Raw genomic sequence first — 16,891 nt, forward strand, 5'->3', positions numbered from 1 at the left:
AGAGCAACTTGTTAACGGGTGATTGACTTCGACAAGGCAGACTGACGGCAGTTCCACAGGATCAGCCCGGCGTCATGTCTGAGAATCTTCCAGAATTTACTGGCTACAATTTCACCTTCGCGGTTGGTGCGTTAATTCTCTGCACCCTTACCATGCTGATCGCAGTGCGGATGATCTGTCGCGCCGCTATGGTGAAAGGCCGCTCGCATCAGAAAAGGCTGCTTTTCAGCGCCTGCATAGCCGGAAACGGTGTATGGGCCACGCATTTCGTGGCCATGCTGGGCTGCGCCAACAGTCTGGCGACAGCCTATAATGTACCGCTGACGATACTCTCCATGTTCGTCGCTACGGGACTGTTTCTCCCGACATGGTGGAGTGAATGCCGGACGCTTAACCAGTCACGCTCCCCCCGGACGGCGCTTCTCATGACCATAACGGTCGGAAGCATGCATTATATCGGCATAGCCGCCATGGGAGGCGCAGAGGTGGAGTCTATTCCGCCCCTCAGGATTATTCTCTCCCTGACAGTCGGTTTCGTCTTTTTCTACGCGGGAACCCTTCTGCTGCGCCGGCAGCGTGGACGTAGAAGATCCCTTGCTGCGATCGCATGGGTTCTCGGCATATGCTCGCTGCATTTCATGGGCATGCCACATGCGTCTCTCGCCCATGAAGCAATGAGAGGCATGCCACAGCATATCGCCTCTCTTTCCCTTGCTGGAATGGTGGGCGCAGGCGCGTCGACTTTTCTTGCTCTCGCCAGCATTTTTCTTCTGCTTGAATATCAGGCGGCAAAGCGGAAAATCGAGGACAGCACACGCGCCCGCAGCTTTGCCGATGCTGCTTTGGAAGGACTCGTCGTCACAACGGGGAACGTGATCCTTGATGCCAACAGCGCCTTCTGGAACCTTGCCGGAACAAAATCCAGAAGCACATATCAGCTGAAAACCTTTTTTCCTGTTCTGGTGACAGAAGACATCATTCAGAAGCTGATCAAAGAAGAAACTCCTCGTGAAATCCAGATGATACGACACGATGGAGAACGCATTCCCGTTGAAATTTATGCTCGGGAAAGCTCCTGGCGCGGCAAGGCACGCACTATTCTCGCGATTATCGATCTCCGCGCACGCAAGGAAACTGAAGCGACCATCAAAGAGTTGGCCATCACGGATATGCTGACCGGGATCGGCAACCGTTCCTTCTTTGTCGCCAGCCTTACTGACCTCCTGCAGGATAAGACAAGAAATTATCCGGTCGTTGTCTTTCTCATTGATATTGATCGTTTCAAGAGCATCAATGAGACCTGTGGGCATGCCATGGGCGACAAGGTTCTTTCCCATATCGCCAAACGCCTCCAGCTTCTCGTGCCGCAGGACGCCATCATGGCGCGTATTGCCGGTGACGAATTTGCCGTGGCCTGTGTGCTCAGCCCGGACGACGTGACGGATTTTGCTTCCTACCTTGCTCTGGAACTGAAAATTCCATTGCCGGATGGCCATGATGAACTGCCGGTTTCCGTCAGTGTTGGCTTTGCCGTATCCGACGACGACATGCAGGATGGAGGGCAGCTTCTGCATTGTTCAGGCATTGCGCTCTTGGCTGCAAAACAATCTGGCCGCGGAAATGTTCGCGAGTATGACAGCTCCTTTGACAGCGCGATTCAGGATCGCATCCGTCTTGAGCGCGAAATTCAGCTCGGCCTCGAACGCAATGAATTCTTTCTTGAATATCAGCCGATCATGTCCACCCATGATCGTAGACTGGTCGGATATGAAGCTCTGGTTCGCTGGCAGCATCCTGAGCGGGGACGGGTCCCACCTGACCAGTTTATCGGCATTGCAGAAGAGTGCGGGTTGATCGCACAACTGGGCGGCTGGGTCGTGCGCAAAGCCTGCCGCGATGCCGCCGGATGGAAAAATGGACTGAATGTCTCGGTCAATGTTTCTCCCATTCAGTTTACAACCTCAGATCTGCCTGATGTCATCAAGTCCGCTCTTGACGACGCCGGACTTGAACCGCACCGCCTCAGTATTGAAATCACGGAAAGCACATTCCTTATCGGCAATCAGATCATTGATATTCTAAAGAGGCTGCGGGCTCTTGGTGTCGGTATCGTCATGGATGATTTCGGCACGGGATACTCCAGCCTCAGCCACATCCGCGATTTCCAGTTCGACAAAGTGAAAATCGATCGTTCCTTTATCTGGGATATGATCAAGCGTCCCCACTCGGCTGCTATCGTGGACGCAATTCTTTCTCTTGGTCGCGGTCTCGGTATGGATATTGTCGCTGAAGGCATTGAGACAGCGGAACAACTTGCCTATCTGGAACAGCGCTCGTGCTCACTCGTGCAGGGATATTTCATTGGCAAACCAAGCCAGACGATTGCCGAGCAGCCCAGAACCGAAGTTCTGGAATCCCCTGTTGCAGCCTAATTTTTCCAGTCGATATTCTGGAGAGAGATGCGGTCTTTCTCATTGCTCTACTATTTTCTCAACGACGCGAGGGCAAAGAGTGCCTGCCCGAGAAAGCATCCTCTGAAAAGCGCATGATATTCTTCTATTCCTGCCTCAGAAGTCCTTTCTCAAGGCAGGGCGTGGGGAACATCATCCGGCCAAACAATAGGAATTCGACTCAACAGAGTCTTTGCGTAGTATGATGGCTAGTGTGGATCACACAGACCAGAGACATGACTTTGATCAAAGACACGCAGTATCGCACCCTGAACCTCGATAGTCTTCGGCAGGTTCTGGCGGATTTACCTTCTCTGGAATCGCGCCTCGGTGGAGATGCATCTGACTGGCGTATTCGCGAAGTCAGCGATGGCAATCTCAATAGTGTCTGGCTTGTCCACGGTCCTTCTGGTTCTCTCTGCGCCAAGCAGTCTCTCCCCCATGTGCGGGTCGATCCTTCATGGAAAATGCCGCTTGACCGAACGACTTTCGAAGCCCGATGGCTACAGGCTGTTGCACCATTAGTACCGGAAATGGTTCCGGAATTCCTTCATTTTGATCCTCAGCTTTTCCTGCTGGTGACAGCCTGTCTCGATGATCACGTCACTTTTACCGAAGCTCTTGCGAAAGGCGTAGACCCGGCCCCAATAGCGAGTCAGATCGGTCGTTTTGTTGCTCAAACTACTTTTCATACCTCATGGCGCGGTGGGCCTTTTGAGAATATGGCGCGTCTCGAAGGGGTTTTCTCGGGCAATACAACGCTGACCCGTATTACAGTCGATCTGGTGCTGACAGATCCCTATCACGATCACCCTCGAAACCATTATCACCCAGCGCTAAAACCACTGGTGGAGCAGCTTCATACCGATCCAGCCATTCATCGCTCAGTCTGCCACATGCAGTCGCGGTTTTTCACAGCCCGTGAGGCTCTGCTTCATGGTGATCTGCACAGTGGCTCCGTCATGGTCGACCGCAACGATGCGTCCGTGATTGATGGTGAATTTTCCTGCATCGGACCGATCGGCTTTGATTGCGGTATGTTTGTCGCCAGCCTGATACTCGCTTCTTTTGCTGCCCCGACCGAAGCACGATGTGACCAAATCCGTCAGGCAGCCTCCATCTTCCATCAAAGTTTTCTCAAAGACTACTGTGACGATTGGCTTCACAGTGACACAAAAACCGACCTCGCTCCGGCTTTTCTAACTCGTGATGATGCTGCTGAAATCCAACGCCAGCAACGAGAAGAATGTGATCGCATCACCACTGATATGGCCGGGTTTGCAGCTATGGAAATCATTCGCAGGCTGACCGGATATGCTCACACTTCTCATTTCGACAATCTGCCGGAAATAGAAAAAGGTCAGAAGCAATATCAGGCTCTTTCTTTTGCAATACAGCTTCTTTCCGATTTGAAGGCAGCGCCAGAAAACCTTTTTCCGAGCGAACAGACAACCCTTTGAAGAAAGGCAGGGCAATCTCTCCTGTCGCAACAGGCTTTTAACCAGCTTTCGGTAAGAGAAGACTCATAAAAGGAGTCTGCCATGCCCGCTCTCGATGCCCCTATGCCAGCGATGTCTCAGGAACTCGCGGCCTGCCTTGCTGAAGCGCGCGCATTCGAGAAACTGGGCGATATGGCAGGAGTGAGAAAAACTGCCCTGACACATCTGGCGCGCTTTCCACGCGAACCGGCTGTTCTAGCTCTTCTGGGACGCGCTGAATTACTACTTGGTCGTCCCGCACGCGCGTTGGCTCCTTTAGCTCGTAGCGCCCGTCTGACCAACCATTTCATTTTCTACCTTCTGCAAGCAGACTGTTTAAAAAAACTCGGCCGCCTTCAGGAACAGCAGGAAACTCTTGAGCGAGCTGCCCTGTGGATGCCTCAGACTGGCACCGCCTATTTTATGGCAGGCATCGCATTTGAAGGTATTAAAGAAACAGACCGCGCCATCCGTTTTTACAGACAGGCTTTAACAACACTCCCCAATGAAGCGGCCCTTCAACACCGCCTTGGCCGTGCATTAGTAGAAAAAGGGGAAACCATCGGAGCGCTCCATTATCTCGAGCAGGCTCTGGCAACACGTCCGGACGATCCAAATTATCTTGTCGATTTCAGTGTCGCTCTTGAACATGCCGGAAGGCTTGAAGAAGCTCTGACGACAATTGAAAAAGCTATTGCCCTTCAGCCGGAAAATCCGGAAGCCATCCACAACCGGGGACACCTGCTTTTCAATCTGAATCGTTCTGCCGAAGCTCTCGCTGTATTTGATGAAGCGCTGGCGACAGGACGCGACTGTTCCAAAACCCGTTTTTCCCGAGGCGTCAGTCTGCTCAAGCTTGGACGCTTCAAGGAAGGATGGGCTGATTACGAAAGCAGATGGAAAACCTCGCAGACGCTTCCATCCAACCTCCCGGCCCCATTATGGCAAGGAGAATCTCTTAAGGGATGTCACATCCTGCTTCATGCAGAACAGGGTTTTGGAGATTCACTTCAATTTATCCGTTTTGCACCGCAACTTGCGGCACAGGGCGCTATTGTAACCGTTCTGGTGCCTCCGCCTTTGCAGAGGCTTTTCACGACAGTTGTCGGTGTAAGCCACAGTGTGACGGACCTGCCAGCCGACGCGTATTTCGACTACCACTGTCCGCTTGCCAGTCTGCCGCATCGCCTAGGGCTTACGGAGGAAACCATTCCCTCTGCCCCTTACTTTTCTGTTCCGCCGGAAGAGGCCTCGCGACAGGGCGGACCCATCCGGCGTCTCATGTGGGCAGGCAAGCACCCCGCCCGGCGTGTCGTTGGGCTTGTCTGGTCGGGCGCTCCCCGTCCATCGCATGTCGAAGCCCATGCTATCGATCAGCGACGCTCCATGCCTCTCACCGAACTGGCCCCGCTATTTGAAGTGCCTGATACGGTTTTTGTCAGCTTCCAGTTGAACGGAACTGAGCAAATCGCGGAGGCAGCCCTACCCATTCATGATGGCACCAACGACATCAGGGATTTTGCCGACACGGCTGCCCGTCTTCTTGGCATTGATCTCCTGATTTGCGTGGACACATCAATTGCGCATCTTGCGGGTGGCCTCGGTCTGCCGGTGTGGATGATGTCCCGCTTTGACGGCTGTTGGCGCTGGCTGGAACAGCGTAGCGATACGCCCTGGTATCCCACCATGAAGATTTTCCGTCAGCCCAGACCGGGAGACTGGGCCGGTCTCGTCAACGTGCTGAAAGAGGATCTGAAAGCTTACACACCGCCTTCACTGGCAGCGGTATCGTAATGCGTTACGCAATAGACTGTGTCTGACGGGCGAAATATCGCCTAACGACATCAATCTATTTTATCCTCTCCGGAACAAATATTGTTGTGCAATCCATTCAACTTACACACATCAACATTCTTAAAACATACACATACTCAGAATCTAAATATATAATTAACTAATACCCACAAATAATTCACTGGAACAACATTATCATTCGAGGACATTCATGAGCTACTCCGGTGGACAGGAAGAGAAGGCAAAAACCTTCACTCGAACCGTTTCATTTTCCCTTGGAAATGGATTAAAATGTGTTTCCTGCGGCAGCTGGTTACGCTGGCAGGGTCAGCACGCCAGATGCCAGAACAAGTGCGAACACACGGTTGTCGCCATTCGTCGGAAGTAAAAAGATCAGCGTCGGCTTTCCTGATCCTGACAGAGAAGATCAACCGCTTTGGCAATCACCTCTGTCGGATGATCCACGGCATCCAGCACAAGAATATGTTCCTGCTCAGACGGCGCTTCCAATGTTTCCAACTGACTGTCCAGCAGAGTAACTGGCATGAAATGCCTCTTGCGACCTTTAAGGCGACGTTCAAGTTCATCGCGGGGCACCCTGAGAAAGAGGAATGTGACATCCACTCCCTCCTGTCTCAGAATGTCACGATAAACACTCTTGAGCGCCGAACAGGCGAGCAACCCTCCCCTGCCATCACGGGCACGCTCAGCAAGCCACTCCCGGCACTTTTCCAGCCAGGGCAACCGGTCTTCATCCGTGAGAGGTTCGCCTGACGACATCTTGGCGATGTTGTGTGCCGGATGGAGATCGTCGCCTTCCTTGAAAGGCCACCCAAGTTGGGAACACAGTCCTTCCGCCACCAAAGTCTTGCCGCTGCCGGAGACGCCCATGACGACCACCAGACGAGGCATGACGCCGTTTGGACATGACTGCGTCATAGCCTGCTCTCCCCAGCATTACAGTTGCAGCTCAGAAACATCACGGACAAGGAGCCAGAAATCCCCTGTCCGTTTTCATCGTTGAAGCGGATTCACGCACCAACAGTCAGATGCGCAATCCCTTCTCCACCGGCGACAATAGCGTCCGTGGCCATTCCGACAAACAGACCACTCTCCACTACACCGACAATTGAGCGAATCTCCTGTTCAAGTCGTCCGGCATCGGAAATCACTGGAAAACGGCAATCAAGAATCAGGTTGCCGCCATCACTGACAAAGAAGGCACCGTCCCGATTGCGACGAGGTGAAGCCTGCCCGCCCAGTTGTTCAATCTGGCGAGCGGTCGCTTCCCACCCGAACGACGTCACTTCCACGGGCAGAAGTGTTTTCATGCCCAGATGATCGACAAGCTTCGTGTCATCCGCCACGATCACCAGACGGTCGGATGAAGCCGCGACAATCTTTTCACGCAGAAGCGCGCCGCCGAGACCCTTGATAAGATTGAGTGTGCCACGCTGGATTTCATCAGCGCCATCAATGGTCAGATTGACCCGCGCATGTTCACCAAACGTCGTAAGATGGATGCCCAGCCCCAACGCCTGCTTTTCGGTCGCCACGGAAGTCGGGATCGCCACGAAACGCAGACCTTCCTTGTGCCGACGCCCCAGCGCCTCCACCACAAAAGCCGCCGTGCTGCCGGTGCCCAGACCGACAACCATGCCGTCTTCGACCATCGCAGCTGCAAACTCTGCTGCCTGACGCTTGTATTCGCTCGCGCTCATCGTCCCGTTTTCCCTTCGGCCTGCCCCGCAGCGCCTTTGTCGATAATCCACACAATCTCACCATCCGAGCGGATCTGGCTGGCTGGCTCAGCCGGGTCTCCTGCACGGACCCGACGGAGAACGTCCGCCTTGGATGTTCCCGTCACGAGAAACAGCACATGCTGACTGGATGCAATCGCTGGATAGGTCAGTGTCAACCGTGTATGGGGCGCATCGTCCGGCACGCAGGACGCAACCCACCGTGTCTTCTCTTCCAGAACCGGCTGTCGTGGAAAGAGAGAGGCTGTATGGCCGTTCTCGCCCAGACCGAGCAGCACCACATCAAAGAGCGGTTTGCCTGCAATGAGTATGTCTGCACCGTAGACCTGTTGAAGATCCGCTTCATACGCGCGAGCAGCTTCATCCGGCTCGCCACTATCCAGCATTGGATGAATGTTCTTCGCCGGAACAGAGACATGGTCGAACAGGATCGACTGCACCATGCCACGGTTGCTGTCAGGAGAGTCGGCTGGGACGAAACGGTCGTCCCCGTAAAAGAACTCTGTTCGTTCCCAAGGAAAGCGCTCGGCATAATCGGCTTTCGCCATGAGCGCGTAGAGCTTGCGCGGAGTGGAGCCACCGGAAAGCGCGATACGAAACACACCCTGTGCAGCACAGGCTTTTTCCAGAAGGAAGTCGGCCACATACTGCGCCACGGCATCGGGGGTTTCCAGCACGACTTCCTGTGCCGTCATCACATCATGTCCAGCCATCAGCCTCGTTCCCAACACACACTCACCATGACGCTTCTGCCGAAACTCCATAGTCGCCGCGAGGCGGATTTAATCCATCCGGAAACCGGAGACAACGTCGGGAACTGCAGCCTGTTTCCGACGCCCGAAGAACGTCGCTCTCCTCTTTTCAGGAAGCGTTACCGCCGACCCGTGGAAGGATCCACCGTTCAACTGCTTTCGCCCAGCCTTCGTTGTCGTTCGTATCCGTTGTGAAATGCGCGTGCGAGGCGACTTCGTCCGACGCATTACCCATGGCGATCGACAGACCGGCGATGTCAAACATTGGTACATCGTTCTGCATATCACCGAGGCAGGCAATCTCATGCGGCTCGACACCCAGCTGCCGTCCGATTTCACAAAGGGCATAACCTTTGTTGGCATTGAGCGGCGTGATATCCAGATAATACTGGGCCGAACAGGCGACGCTGGCCTGTCCTTCCAGCAACTGACCAATCTCTCCCTCAAGACGGCCTAGCAGATCATAATCGGCGCTGGAGCCAGTAATCTTGCCGACCTTGTCTTCCCACGGACCGAAGTCCTTGGTCACGATCGGAGCAAGACCCAGCACTTTCTGCTCATGAGGCACATAGCCCGCCGTCTCGTCCTTGACGATCCAGTCGGAGCCACAGAACAGCCAGCCATCGACTTCATGGACGTCCAGCATGTCGATGGTCGCTTTCACCGCCCCAACGGGCAAGGTGAGCGTCGAGAGGGTTTTACCCTGACCATCGCGCACGACAGCGCCATTCATGGCGGCGTAAGGCGTGTTGAGATTCAAAGCCTGATGATACCGCTCAATCCCCACAGGCGCACGACTGCTGACAAGACATACCGCCACACCGGCAGCGCGGAGCCTGTCGATCATCTCGACACTGCTGCGCGCCACCTGTTTCTCCGGCGTCAGAAGCGTGCCATCCATGTCCGTCACCACGAGACGGACGTGATCCGTCGGCGCAGGCTTCGCATCATGTCTGGCGATATCATCAACTTTCACAGCATACTCCCAGCGTCGCAGACAGGACGTTATTTCTTTTCGACATGACCGCCAAAGCCAAACCGCATCGCGGAAAGCACTTTTTCGCCATAGGTGTTTCCGCTGCGCGACCGGAAGCGCGTGAACAGCGCCGCCGTCATTACTGGCACGGGAACCGCTTCCTCAATGGCTGCTTCAATCGTCCAGCGACCCTCACCGGAATCCTGAACTTCGCCGCTGAACTCGGACAGTTCACCGTTTTTCGCCATTGCCTCGGCCGTCAGATCCAGCAGCCAGGAGGACACGACGCTGCCACGACGCCAGACCTCGGCAATGTCGGCCATGTTCAGGTCGAAGCGCTCGTCTTCCGGCAGCAGCGGCGAGTTCTTGCTTTTCATGACGTCAAAGCCCTCAGCGAAGGCCTGCATCATGCCGTACTCGATGCCGTTATGGACCATTTTCACAAAATGACCTGACCCTGCCGGGCCACAATGCAGATAGCCCTGCTCGGCGCGGGGATCGAGGCCGGCGCGATCACGGTCCGGTGTCGGGGGAATATCGCCCTTGCCGGGGGCAAGCGCGCTGAGGATCGGGTCGATATAAGCAGCAGCCTCTTTCGAGCCGCCGAACATCATGCAGTAGCCACGCTCCAGCCCCCACACGCCGCCGGACGTGCCGACATCGACGTAATCAACGCCTTTCGTTTTCAGAGCGGCGGCGCGACGCAGATCGTCCTTGTAATAGGTGTTGCCACCATCAATGAGGATATCACCCTTGCCGAGCAGACCACCGACGGACTGAACGGCAGCTTCGGTGATCTCACCGGCGGGCAGCATCAGCCAGACGACCTTTGTGTCGCCCGTCAGCTTAGATACCAGATCGGTCTCACTCACCGCGCCGACAGCACGACCACCCTCGGCACGCTCCACGACCTTCTGCACCGTGGCGGCATCACGGTCATATACCACCACATCGTGTCCATGACGGGTCAGACGGACCGCAATGTTGCCACCCATACGGCCGAGGCCAATGATTCCGATCTGCATGTTCTTCTTTTTCCTTCCTGCCTCAGATCGCAGCCTTGATGGCGGACGCGAGCGTCGCCAGACCCTTTTTCAGATCGCCCTTGATATGCACGCGCAGCGCACGCCGACCACGCTCGGCCAGCACGTCGAAGTCGCCCCGAGCCTGCGCTGCCTTTACCACACCGAAGCTGTAACGCTCACCCGGCACCGGTAGATCATGCGCATCATCCGCCGTAATCTGGAGGAACACGCCGCTGTCAGGACCACCCTTGTAAGCCTGTCCCGTGGAGTGCAGGAAGCGCGGGCCGAACTCGGCTGCCGTCGCCACCGTTTTGGCGTCGCGGATGGCCAGACGTGTGTGCTGGATCCACTCGATGCTGTTCCGGTCGCGCTCGATATAGGCCAGCAGACCGACATAATCGCCTGCCTTCACGCGATCGAAATGCACCTTGAGGATCGCCTGCGCCGTGTCGCCTTTCAGGGCTGAGGCATTTTTCTTGTCGGCGAAGAACTCCAGATCGCCATCCGTCGCGAACGGTGATTCAGCCGGAAGCGAACCCGTCTCGTTATAGGCGGCGGTCAGCTTTTTGGTCTCGATCTTGCTGGCCTCGACATCCGGCTGATCGAACGGATTGATACCAAGGAACGCACCGGCGACCGCCGTGGCGATCTCCCAGCGGAAAAACTCCTGCGCGATCTGACGACGATCATGCAGATTGACCGTCACAACCGGCTGCCCCGCGTCGATCAGCGTCTTCACGGCTTCGTCCTGCTCATGCGAATGCTCGCTGGCCAGACGGAAATAGACGAACAGACGGTCCTTGCCGTAATGCGTAGGTCCCGCCAGCGTCTCGTCGTCGATGGGGATCAGGCCCTTGCCGAGCTTGCCCGTGGACTCGGCGATCAGCTGTTCAGCCCATGCGCCGAAATCCATCACCTGCTTCGTAGCGATGATGGTGATCTTGTCGCGACCGAACTTCTCAGCGCCGATACCGAAAACCGTGCCGAGCAGCACGCCCGGATTGACGGCGGCTGGCACGCTACCGTCACACGCCTTCACGCCGTGAAGCGCATCCTCAAGGAACAGCTTCAGCGGCACACCGGAAGCGGCTGCCGGGACCATGCCGAAATTCGACAGCACGGAATAACGGCCACCGATCTGCTTGTCACCGTGGAAGACTTTCCAGAATCCATCGGCTGCCGCCTTCTTTTCCAGCGCCGAGCCCGGGTCCGTGACAGCAACAAAGTGCTCACCAGCTTTCTCGCCGAGCGCCTTTTTCGCGACATCGAGGAAGTAGGACAGCATGATGTTCGGCTCCAGCGTGGAACCGGACTTGGAGGAGACGATGAACAGCGTCTCTTTCGGGTCGATCTTGCCTTCGAACGTGCGGACCTGCTGCGGATCGGTGCTGTCCAGCACATAGAGATGACCGTAGCCCTCGTGCTTGCCGAAGGTCATGGCCAGCACTTCCGGACCAAGGCTTGAGCCGCCCATGCCCAGCAGCAGCACCTGCTTGAATCCGCGCGCCTTCACCTCTTTCTGGAAGGCTTCCAGCTCCGGAAGATGTTCCAGACGATCAGCGACAATCCCGAGCCAGTTGAGCCACTTCGCTTCCGGCCCATTGGTCCAGACCGAAGCGTCCTTCGCCCACAGGCGGCGGATGGTGCCGTCCTTGCGCCACGCTTCAAGACCGGCCTTCACGGCGTCATCGAAATCTTTCGGCAGCGAAAACTTCGTTTCCGTCAGCTTGTTGCCAAGAAGCTCGTTCTGCTTCTTCGCGACCGAACCGAGCAGTCCGTCAAAAGCCTCTTCGAACGAGACCACACCTTCGGAGACCAGCTTGGTCGTCATGCCGTCGAGGTCGAGGCCAAGGCGCTTCACCTCCGCCATGACGTGCTTTGCGGCATCGACATTTTCTTCCAGCGAATCACGGGGTTTACCGTGGTCGCGGAACGCATCCAGCGTCGCGGGCGGAATGGTGTTGACCGTCTCGGGACCAATCAGTTCATCGACATACAGCACGTCGCTGTACGCCTTGTCCTTGGTGCCGGTCGAAGCCCAGAGCAGACGCTGCGGCTGAGCGCCGGCTGCCTTCAGCTTTGCCCAGCGCTCGCTCTTCATAATTTCCTGCCAGTGCAGGTAAGCCATTTTCGCGTTGGCGATGGCAACCTTGCCGCGAATGGCTTTCAGCGCCTCGGCGTCCTTGTCACCCGCCTTCACGCGACGGTCGATCTCGCCATCGACCTTGCCGTCCACACGGCTAACGAAGAACGAAGCGACTGACGCGATCCCTGCGACGCTCTTGCCTTCCTTGTGGCGCGCTTCAAGACCGGAGATCCATGCCTCCACAACGGCCTTGTACATGTCCAGCGAGAACAGCAGCGTGACGTTGATGTTCACACCATCCGCGATCTTCTGATGGATGGCGGGGATGCCTTCCTTCGTCGCCGGGATCTTGATCATCAGGTTCGGCTCGGACACCGTCTCCCAGAGACGTCCAGCTTCCTCGACAGTAGCTGCCGTGTCCAGCGCCAGATAAGGCGAGACTTCGAGACTGACATAACCGTCAATGCCTTTGGTCTGATCAAAGACCGGCTTCAGCAGCTTGGCGACTTCCCGAATGTCTTCAACCGCGAGACGCTCATACAGCTCACCAGCGGAGACGATTTCCTTGCCGAGAATGTCATGGATCTGGGCATCGTAATCCGTGCCCTCGCCCATGGCCTTCTGGAAGATCGCCGGGTTGGACGTGACGCCCTTGACGCCATCCTGCTCGATGAGGGCCGCCATCGACCCGTCCCGTGTGTAGCCCCTGCGCACAAAATCCAGCCAAGGCGACTGCCCGAACTGTTCCAGAACACGTAAAGGACTTTTTCCGTTCACGGATGATGCGTTCATCGAGCAATTCTCCCCGGCAGCAGCAACGGAACCTGCCGATTTATTCATTCAACAAAAAGCCCTGCACCCGGACCCGGATGCAGGGCTGGTTTCTTAAAGCGTCAACTGCCGGCGGGCAGCTTCGAGCACAGCGTCAACCGTAAAGCCGAACTTCTTCATCAGGGCAGAAGCCGGAGCCGATGCACCGAAGCCGTTCATGCAAACGACTTCTCCTGTGAGACCGACATAACGATGCCAGCCGATGGGAGACGCCGCCTCGACAGCCACACGCGCCGTGACGGAAGGCGGTAGCACCTCATCACGGTAGGATTGTGGCTGCTCCTCGAACAGTTCCCACGACGGCATGGAGACGACACGCGCTGCAACATCCTCGGCGATCAGCTTCTCGTAGGCTTCGACGGCCAGAGAGAGTTCGCTGCCTGTTGCGATAAGGATGACCGCAGGCGTCTTGCCGCTGTCACCCAGAACGTAACCACCCTTCGCCACACCGGCTGCGGACGCATACTTGCTGCGGTCGAGCGTCGGCAGGTTCTGACGGCTTAGCGCCAGCACGGCGGGACGGTCACGGAACGGGATCAGCGTGCGCCATGCTTCGGCGACCTCATTGGCGTCACCCGGACGGAAGGTGACAATGCCCGGTGTCGCCCGAAGCTGCACAAGCTGCTCGATCGGCTGATGGGTCGGACCGTCCTCACCCACACCGATGGAATCGTGCGTGAAGATGTAGATGGCCGGCAGGTGCATGAGGGCCGACAGACGGATCGGGGCCTTCATGTAATCCGAGAAGATCAGGAAGCCCGCGCCATAAGAACGCAGTCCCGAGAGCGCCATACCGTTGACGATGGAACCCATCGCGTGTTCGCGCACACCGAAGTGGAAGTTGCGACCGTCATAGCTGCCGCCCCATGCTTCCGGCTGGAACGCGCCGCCATCCTTGATGAGCGTCTTGGTGGACGGTGCGAGGTCGGCGGAACCACCAACGAGCCAAGGGATGTGCTTCGCAATGGCGTTCTGCACTTCGCCAGAGCTGGCGCGGCTGGCGATGCCTTTTGCGTCTGTCGGATAGGTCGGGATATCGGCGTCCCAGCCCTTCGGCAGTCCACCCGACAGGATCAGATCGAGTTCCGCCGCCTCGTCCGGAAATTCCTTGCGATAGGACGCGAACAGATCGTCCCAAGCCTTGCTGGCGTTTGCACCGCGCACACCCAGCCCTTGCTGGAAATGCTCGGTCACACCTTCCGGTACATAGAACGACTTGTCTTCCGGCCAGCCATAGGCGCGCTTGGTCGCGGTGATTTCGTCAGCACCCAGCGGCTCACCATGTGCAGCGGCGGTACCGGCTTTCTTCGGTGAACCCCAGGCGATCACGGAGTGGACGATGATCATCGTCGGGCGGGTGGTGTCCGCTTTCGCTTCAGCCAGAAGCTTTTTGAATTCCGCCGTATCGTTGGCGTCCTTCAGCGTCAGAACCTGCCAGCCATAGGCCTCAAAGCGCTTGCCGACATTTTCCGTAAAGGCGAGTTCGGTAGAGCCTTCGATGGAAATCTGGTTGGCGTCATACATCCAGATCAGGTTGCCGAGCTTCAGATGACCAGCTGTGGAAGCCGCTTCGCTCGACACGCCTTCCATCATGTCGCCATCACCGCACAGGGTGTAGACGTGATAGTCGAACAGCGGGAAACCCGGCTTATTGAAGCGGGCGGCAAGCCATTTCTCGGCAATCGCCATACCGACGGAATTGCCACAGCCCTGTCCGAGCGGGCCGGTAGTCGTCTCGACGCCTGCCGTATGATGATATTCCGGATGACCCGGTGTCTTGGAATCAAGCTGACGGAACTGCTCGAGATCAGCGACTGTGAGCGACGGCGCGTTCAGCACCTTGCCATTCTTCACGTCGCGGATGCCACTGAGGCAGATCAGCGAATAAAGCAGCATGGACGCATGACCGACGGACAGCACGAAGCGGTCACGGGCGGGCCAGATCGGGTTGGCCGGATCGTAGCTCAGCACGTCCTGCCAGAGCGTATAGGCCACCGGAGCGAGCGCCATGGCCGTGCCGGGGTGACCGGAATTCGCCTTCTGTACCGCGTCCATCGCCAGCGTACGAATGGTGTCAATGCAGGTGCGGTCGATGTTGTGACCGGCTGCTCCGCCTGTTTCAGGTGCCCGGGTCGCACTGGCCATACCGTCTGTCGCCCCAGACGCGGCGGCGTGGAAAGAACGCATTATAACCGATCCTCTATCAATCAGGCCTGCAACGGATCATCTTCCGTTGCGGCGAACACCCTCCCGGCACCGAGAGGGCCATACCATCACACGCCCCTTTTGCCGCGACAAGGCAGGCACGCAGGGACACCACACACGGAAATCAGAAACTCAAGTCCACAAGGCTGCCCCGGTTTCCGTTATCACGAGTTTGTGAGAAATATCAGTGCGCTGTCGCCAGCGCTCGCGCGCCAATATCACGCCGCCAAACAGCTTCTTTCCAGCGAATGGCTGCAACCCCTTGATAGGCGGCGTCAATGGCCTCCTTCATGGTCGGTGCAATCCCGCAGACCGCCAGCACGCGCCCACCGGACGACACAAGATGCCCCTGTGGATCACGCGCCGTACCCGCCTGAAACACCTGCACGCCCGGCACGGCTTCCGCACGGTCGATCCCTTCGATCAGGCCGCCCTTGGCATAGTCGCCGGGATAGCCTTCCGCCGCCATGATCACCACGGCGGACGCATCGTCGGAGAACGTGACCTGCACTTCGTCCAGCGAGCCCTTCGCCAGCGCCACCAATGCGGGCAGCAGATCGGATGTCAGACGCGGCAGCAGCGCTTCCGCCTCCGGATCACCGAAGCGGACATTATATTCGATCAGCTTCGGCCCTTCGGCGGTCAGCATCAGCCCCGCGAAGATCACGCCACGGAACGGCGTTCCGCGCTTCACCATCTCCGCCAGCATCGGACGCACCAGAATGTCGAGCGCCTTTTCCTGCGCTGCACGGTCGAACCCGGCTGGTGGTGAGACTGCCCCCATGCCGCCGGTGTTCGGGCCGGTGTCACCATCGCCGATGCGCTTGTGATCCTGCGCCGCGCCGATCAGCACCGCCGTTTCACCGGAGCAGAAGGCGAAGAGCGAGACTTCCTCGCCCACCAGACATTCTTCGATGACCACCGAGTGGCCCGCATCGCCCAGCTTGTTGGATGTCATCATGTCGGTGACGGCGTCTTCGGCTTCCGCTGCCGTCTGCGCCACGACCACGCCCTTGCCCGCTGCCAGACCATCGGCTTTCACAACAATCGGCGCACCACGACGACGCACGAAGGCAATCGCATGAGCCGGGTCTGTAAAGCGTTCCCATTTGGCGGTCGGAATGCCTGCCGCGTCGCACACTTCCTTCGTGAAGGTTTTGCTACCTTCGAGCTGTGCCGCCGCTTTTGTCGGTCCTGCGCAGGGAATCCCGACCTCAGCGCAGGCGTCCGCGAGGCCAGCGACCAGCGGCGCTTCCGGTCCCGGCACGACGAGGTCGATGCCTTCTTTCTGTGCGAACGCCACAAGCGCCGGAACATTGCCTGCCGCGATGGCGACATTCGTGCCGCACAGGGCCGTGCCCGGATTTCCGGGAGCGATATAGAGCTGTGTGAGAGCCGGCGACTTTGCCAGCGCCGCCGCGAGCGCGTGCTCACGACCCCCCGAACCAACCAGCAGGACTCTCATCGCATCACCTTCTTTCCGGCCACATGGATTGCGGCTCTTGTTGAGAACGCTGCGTCTGTAGCATAGGGT

General features: G+C 57.3%; 11 protein-coding genes. 3 read left to right on the forward strand and 8 right to left on the reverse strand.

The window, feature by feature from the left end; genetic code table 11:
• Positions 1-74 precede the first annotated feature (74 nt).
• From B3759_RS08925 to B3759_RS08935, 3 genes are all read left to right on the forward strand, one after another.
• Positions 75-2,432: an EAL domain-containing protein gene (locus B3759_RS08925; RefSeq protein WP_291365595.1), complete on the forward strand. Its 2,358-nt coding sequence runs from the start codon at positions 75-77 to the stop codon at positions 2,430-2,432.
• Between the two features lie 254 nt (positions 2,433-2,686).
• The gene (mtnK, locus tag B3759_RS08930; RefSeq protein WP_291365596.1) at positions 2,687-3,910 is read left to right on the forward strand and encodes an S-methyl-5-thioribose kinase; all 1,224 of its coding nucleotides are present in this window, start codon (positions 2,687-2,689) and stop codon (positions 3,908-3,910) included.
• An 81-nt stretch (positions 3,911-3,991) separates the two neighbouring features.
• Positions 3,992-5,722: a tetratricopeptide repeat protein gene (locus tag B3759_RS08935; protein WP_291365597.1), complete on the forward strand. Its 1,731-nt coding sequence runs from the start codon at positions 3,992-3,994 to the stop codon at positions 5,720-5,722.
• 393 nt (positions 5,723-6,115) lie between these two features.
• Here the strand turns inward: B3759_RS08935 and B3759_RS08940 are convergent, their stop codons facing one another.
• The 8 genes from B3759_RS08940 to purD form a co-directional block, all read right to left on the reverse strand.
• Positions 6,116-6,661 carry a gluconokinase gene (locus B3759_RS08940; RefSeq protein ID WP_291365598.1) on the reverse strand — a complete coding sequence of 182 codons (546 nt, stop codon included), beginning with the start codon at positions 6,659-6,661 and terminating at the stop codon, positions 6,116-6,118.
• Positions 6,662-6,753: 92 nt separating this feature from the next.
• On the reverse strand, positions 6,754-7,443 hold the full coding sequence (gene rpiA / locus B3759_RS08945) for a ribose-5-phosphate isomerase RpiA (protein WP_291365599.1): 690 nt from the start codon (positions 7,441-7,443) through the stop codon (positions 6,754-6,756).
• A complete protein-coding gene (pgl, locus tag B3759_RS08950) occupies positions 7,440-8,195 on the reverse strand; it encodes a 6-phosphogluconolactonase (RefSeq protein WP_291365600.1) in 756 nt (251 codons plus the stop codon). The genes rpiA and pgl overlap by 4 nt, the downstream gene beginning before the upstream one ends.
• A gap of 148 nt (positions 8,196-8,343) precedes the next feature.
• Positions 8,344-9,210 carry an HAD family hydrolase gene (locus B3759_RS08955; RefSeq protein WP_291365601.1) on the reverse strand — a complete coding sequence of 289 codons (867 nt, stop codon included), beginning with the start codon at positions 9,208-9,210 and terminating at the stop codon, positions 8,344-8,346.
• Between the two features lie 29 nt (positions 9,211-9,239).
• Positions 9,240-10,235: a phosphogluconate dehydrogenase (NAD(+)-dependent, decarboxylating) gene (gnd, locus tag B3759_RS08960; protein WP_291365602.1), complete on the reverse strand. Its 996-nt coding sequence runs from the start codon at positions 10,233-10,235 to the stop codon at positions 9,240-9,242.
• Positions 10,236-10,257: 22 nt separating this feature from the next.
• On the reverse strand, positions 10,258-13,113 hold the full coding sequence (locus B3759_RS08965; protein ID WP_291365603.1) for a bifunctional transaldolase/phosoglucose isomerase: 2,856 nt from the start codon (positions 13,111-13,113) through the stop codon (positions 10,258-10,260).
• A 93-nt stretch (positions 13,114-13,206) separates the two neighbouring features.
• Positions 13,207-15,297 (reverse strand): transketolase, encoded by a 2,091-nt coding sequence (gene tkt / locus B3759_RS08970; RefSeq protein WP_291365655.1) that lies wholly within the window; start codon positions 15,295-15,297, stop codon positions 13,207-13,209.
• 244 nt (positions 15,298-15,541) lie between these two features.
• Positions 15,542-16,822 carry a phosphoribosylamine--glycine ligase gene (gene purD, locus B3759_RS08975; RefSeq protein WP_291365604.1) on the reverse strand — a complete coding sequence of 427 codons (1,281 nt, stop codon included), beginning with the start codon at positions 16,820-16,822 and terminating at the stop codon, positions 15,542-15,544.
• Positions 16,823-16,891 lie beyond the last annotated feature (69 nt).

The sequence above is a fragment of the Acetobacter sp. UBA5411 genome (genome assembly GCF_002409645.1).
Taxonomy (GTDB): Bacteria; Pseudomonadota; Alphaproteobacteria; order Acetobacterales; family Acetobacteraceae; genus Acetobacter.

What these genes read in the sequence shown, in the direction of transcription:
- B3759_RS08925 (WP_291365595.1), top strand. Translation starts at nt 75, where the DNA reads ATGTCTGAGAATCTTCCAGAATTTACTGGCTACAATTTCACCTTCGCG.
- mtnK (WP_291365596.1), top strand. Translation starts at nt 2,687, where the DNA reads ATGACTTTGATCAAAGACACGCAGTATCGCACCCTGAACCTCGATAGT.
- B3759_RS08935 (WP_291365597.1), top strand. Translation starts at nt 3,992, where the DNA reads ATGCCCGCTCTCGATGCCCCTATGCCAGCGATGTCTCAGGAACTCGCG.
- B3759_RS08940 (WP_291365598.1), bottom strand. Translation starts at nt 6,661, where the DNA reads ATGACGCAGTCATGTCCAAACGGCGTCATGCCTCGTCTGGTGGTCGTC.
- rpiA (WP_291365599.1), bottom strand. Translation starts at nt 7,443, where the DNA reads ATGAGCGCGAGCGAATACAAGCGTCAGGCAGCAGAGTTTGCAGCTGCG.
- pgl (WP_291365600.1), bottom strand. Translation starts at nt 8,195, where the DNA reads ATGGCTGGACATGATGTGATGACGGCACAGGAAGTCGTGCTGGAAACC.
- gnd (WP_291365602.1), bottom strand. Translation starts at nt 10,235, where the DNA reads ATGCAGATCGGAATCATTGGCCTCGGCCGTATGGGTGGCAACATTGCG.
- B3759_RS08965 (WP_291365603.1), bottom strand. Translation starts at nt 13,113, where the DNA reads ATGAACGCATCATCCGTGAACGGAAAAAGTCCTTTACGTGTTCTGGAA.
- tkt (WP_291365655.1), bottom strand. Translation starts at nt 15,297, where the DNA reads ATGGCCAGTGCGACCCGGGCACCTGAAACAGGCGGAGCAGCCGGTCAC.
- purD (WP_291365604.1), bottom strand. Translation starts at nt 16,822, where the DNA reads ATGAGAGTCCTGCTGGTTGGTTCGGGGGGTCGTGAGCACGCGCTCGCG.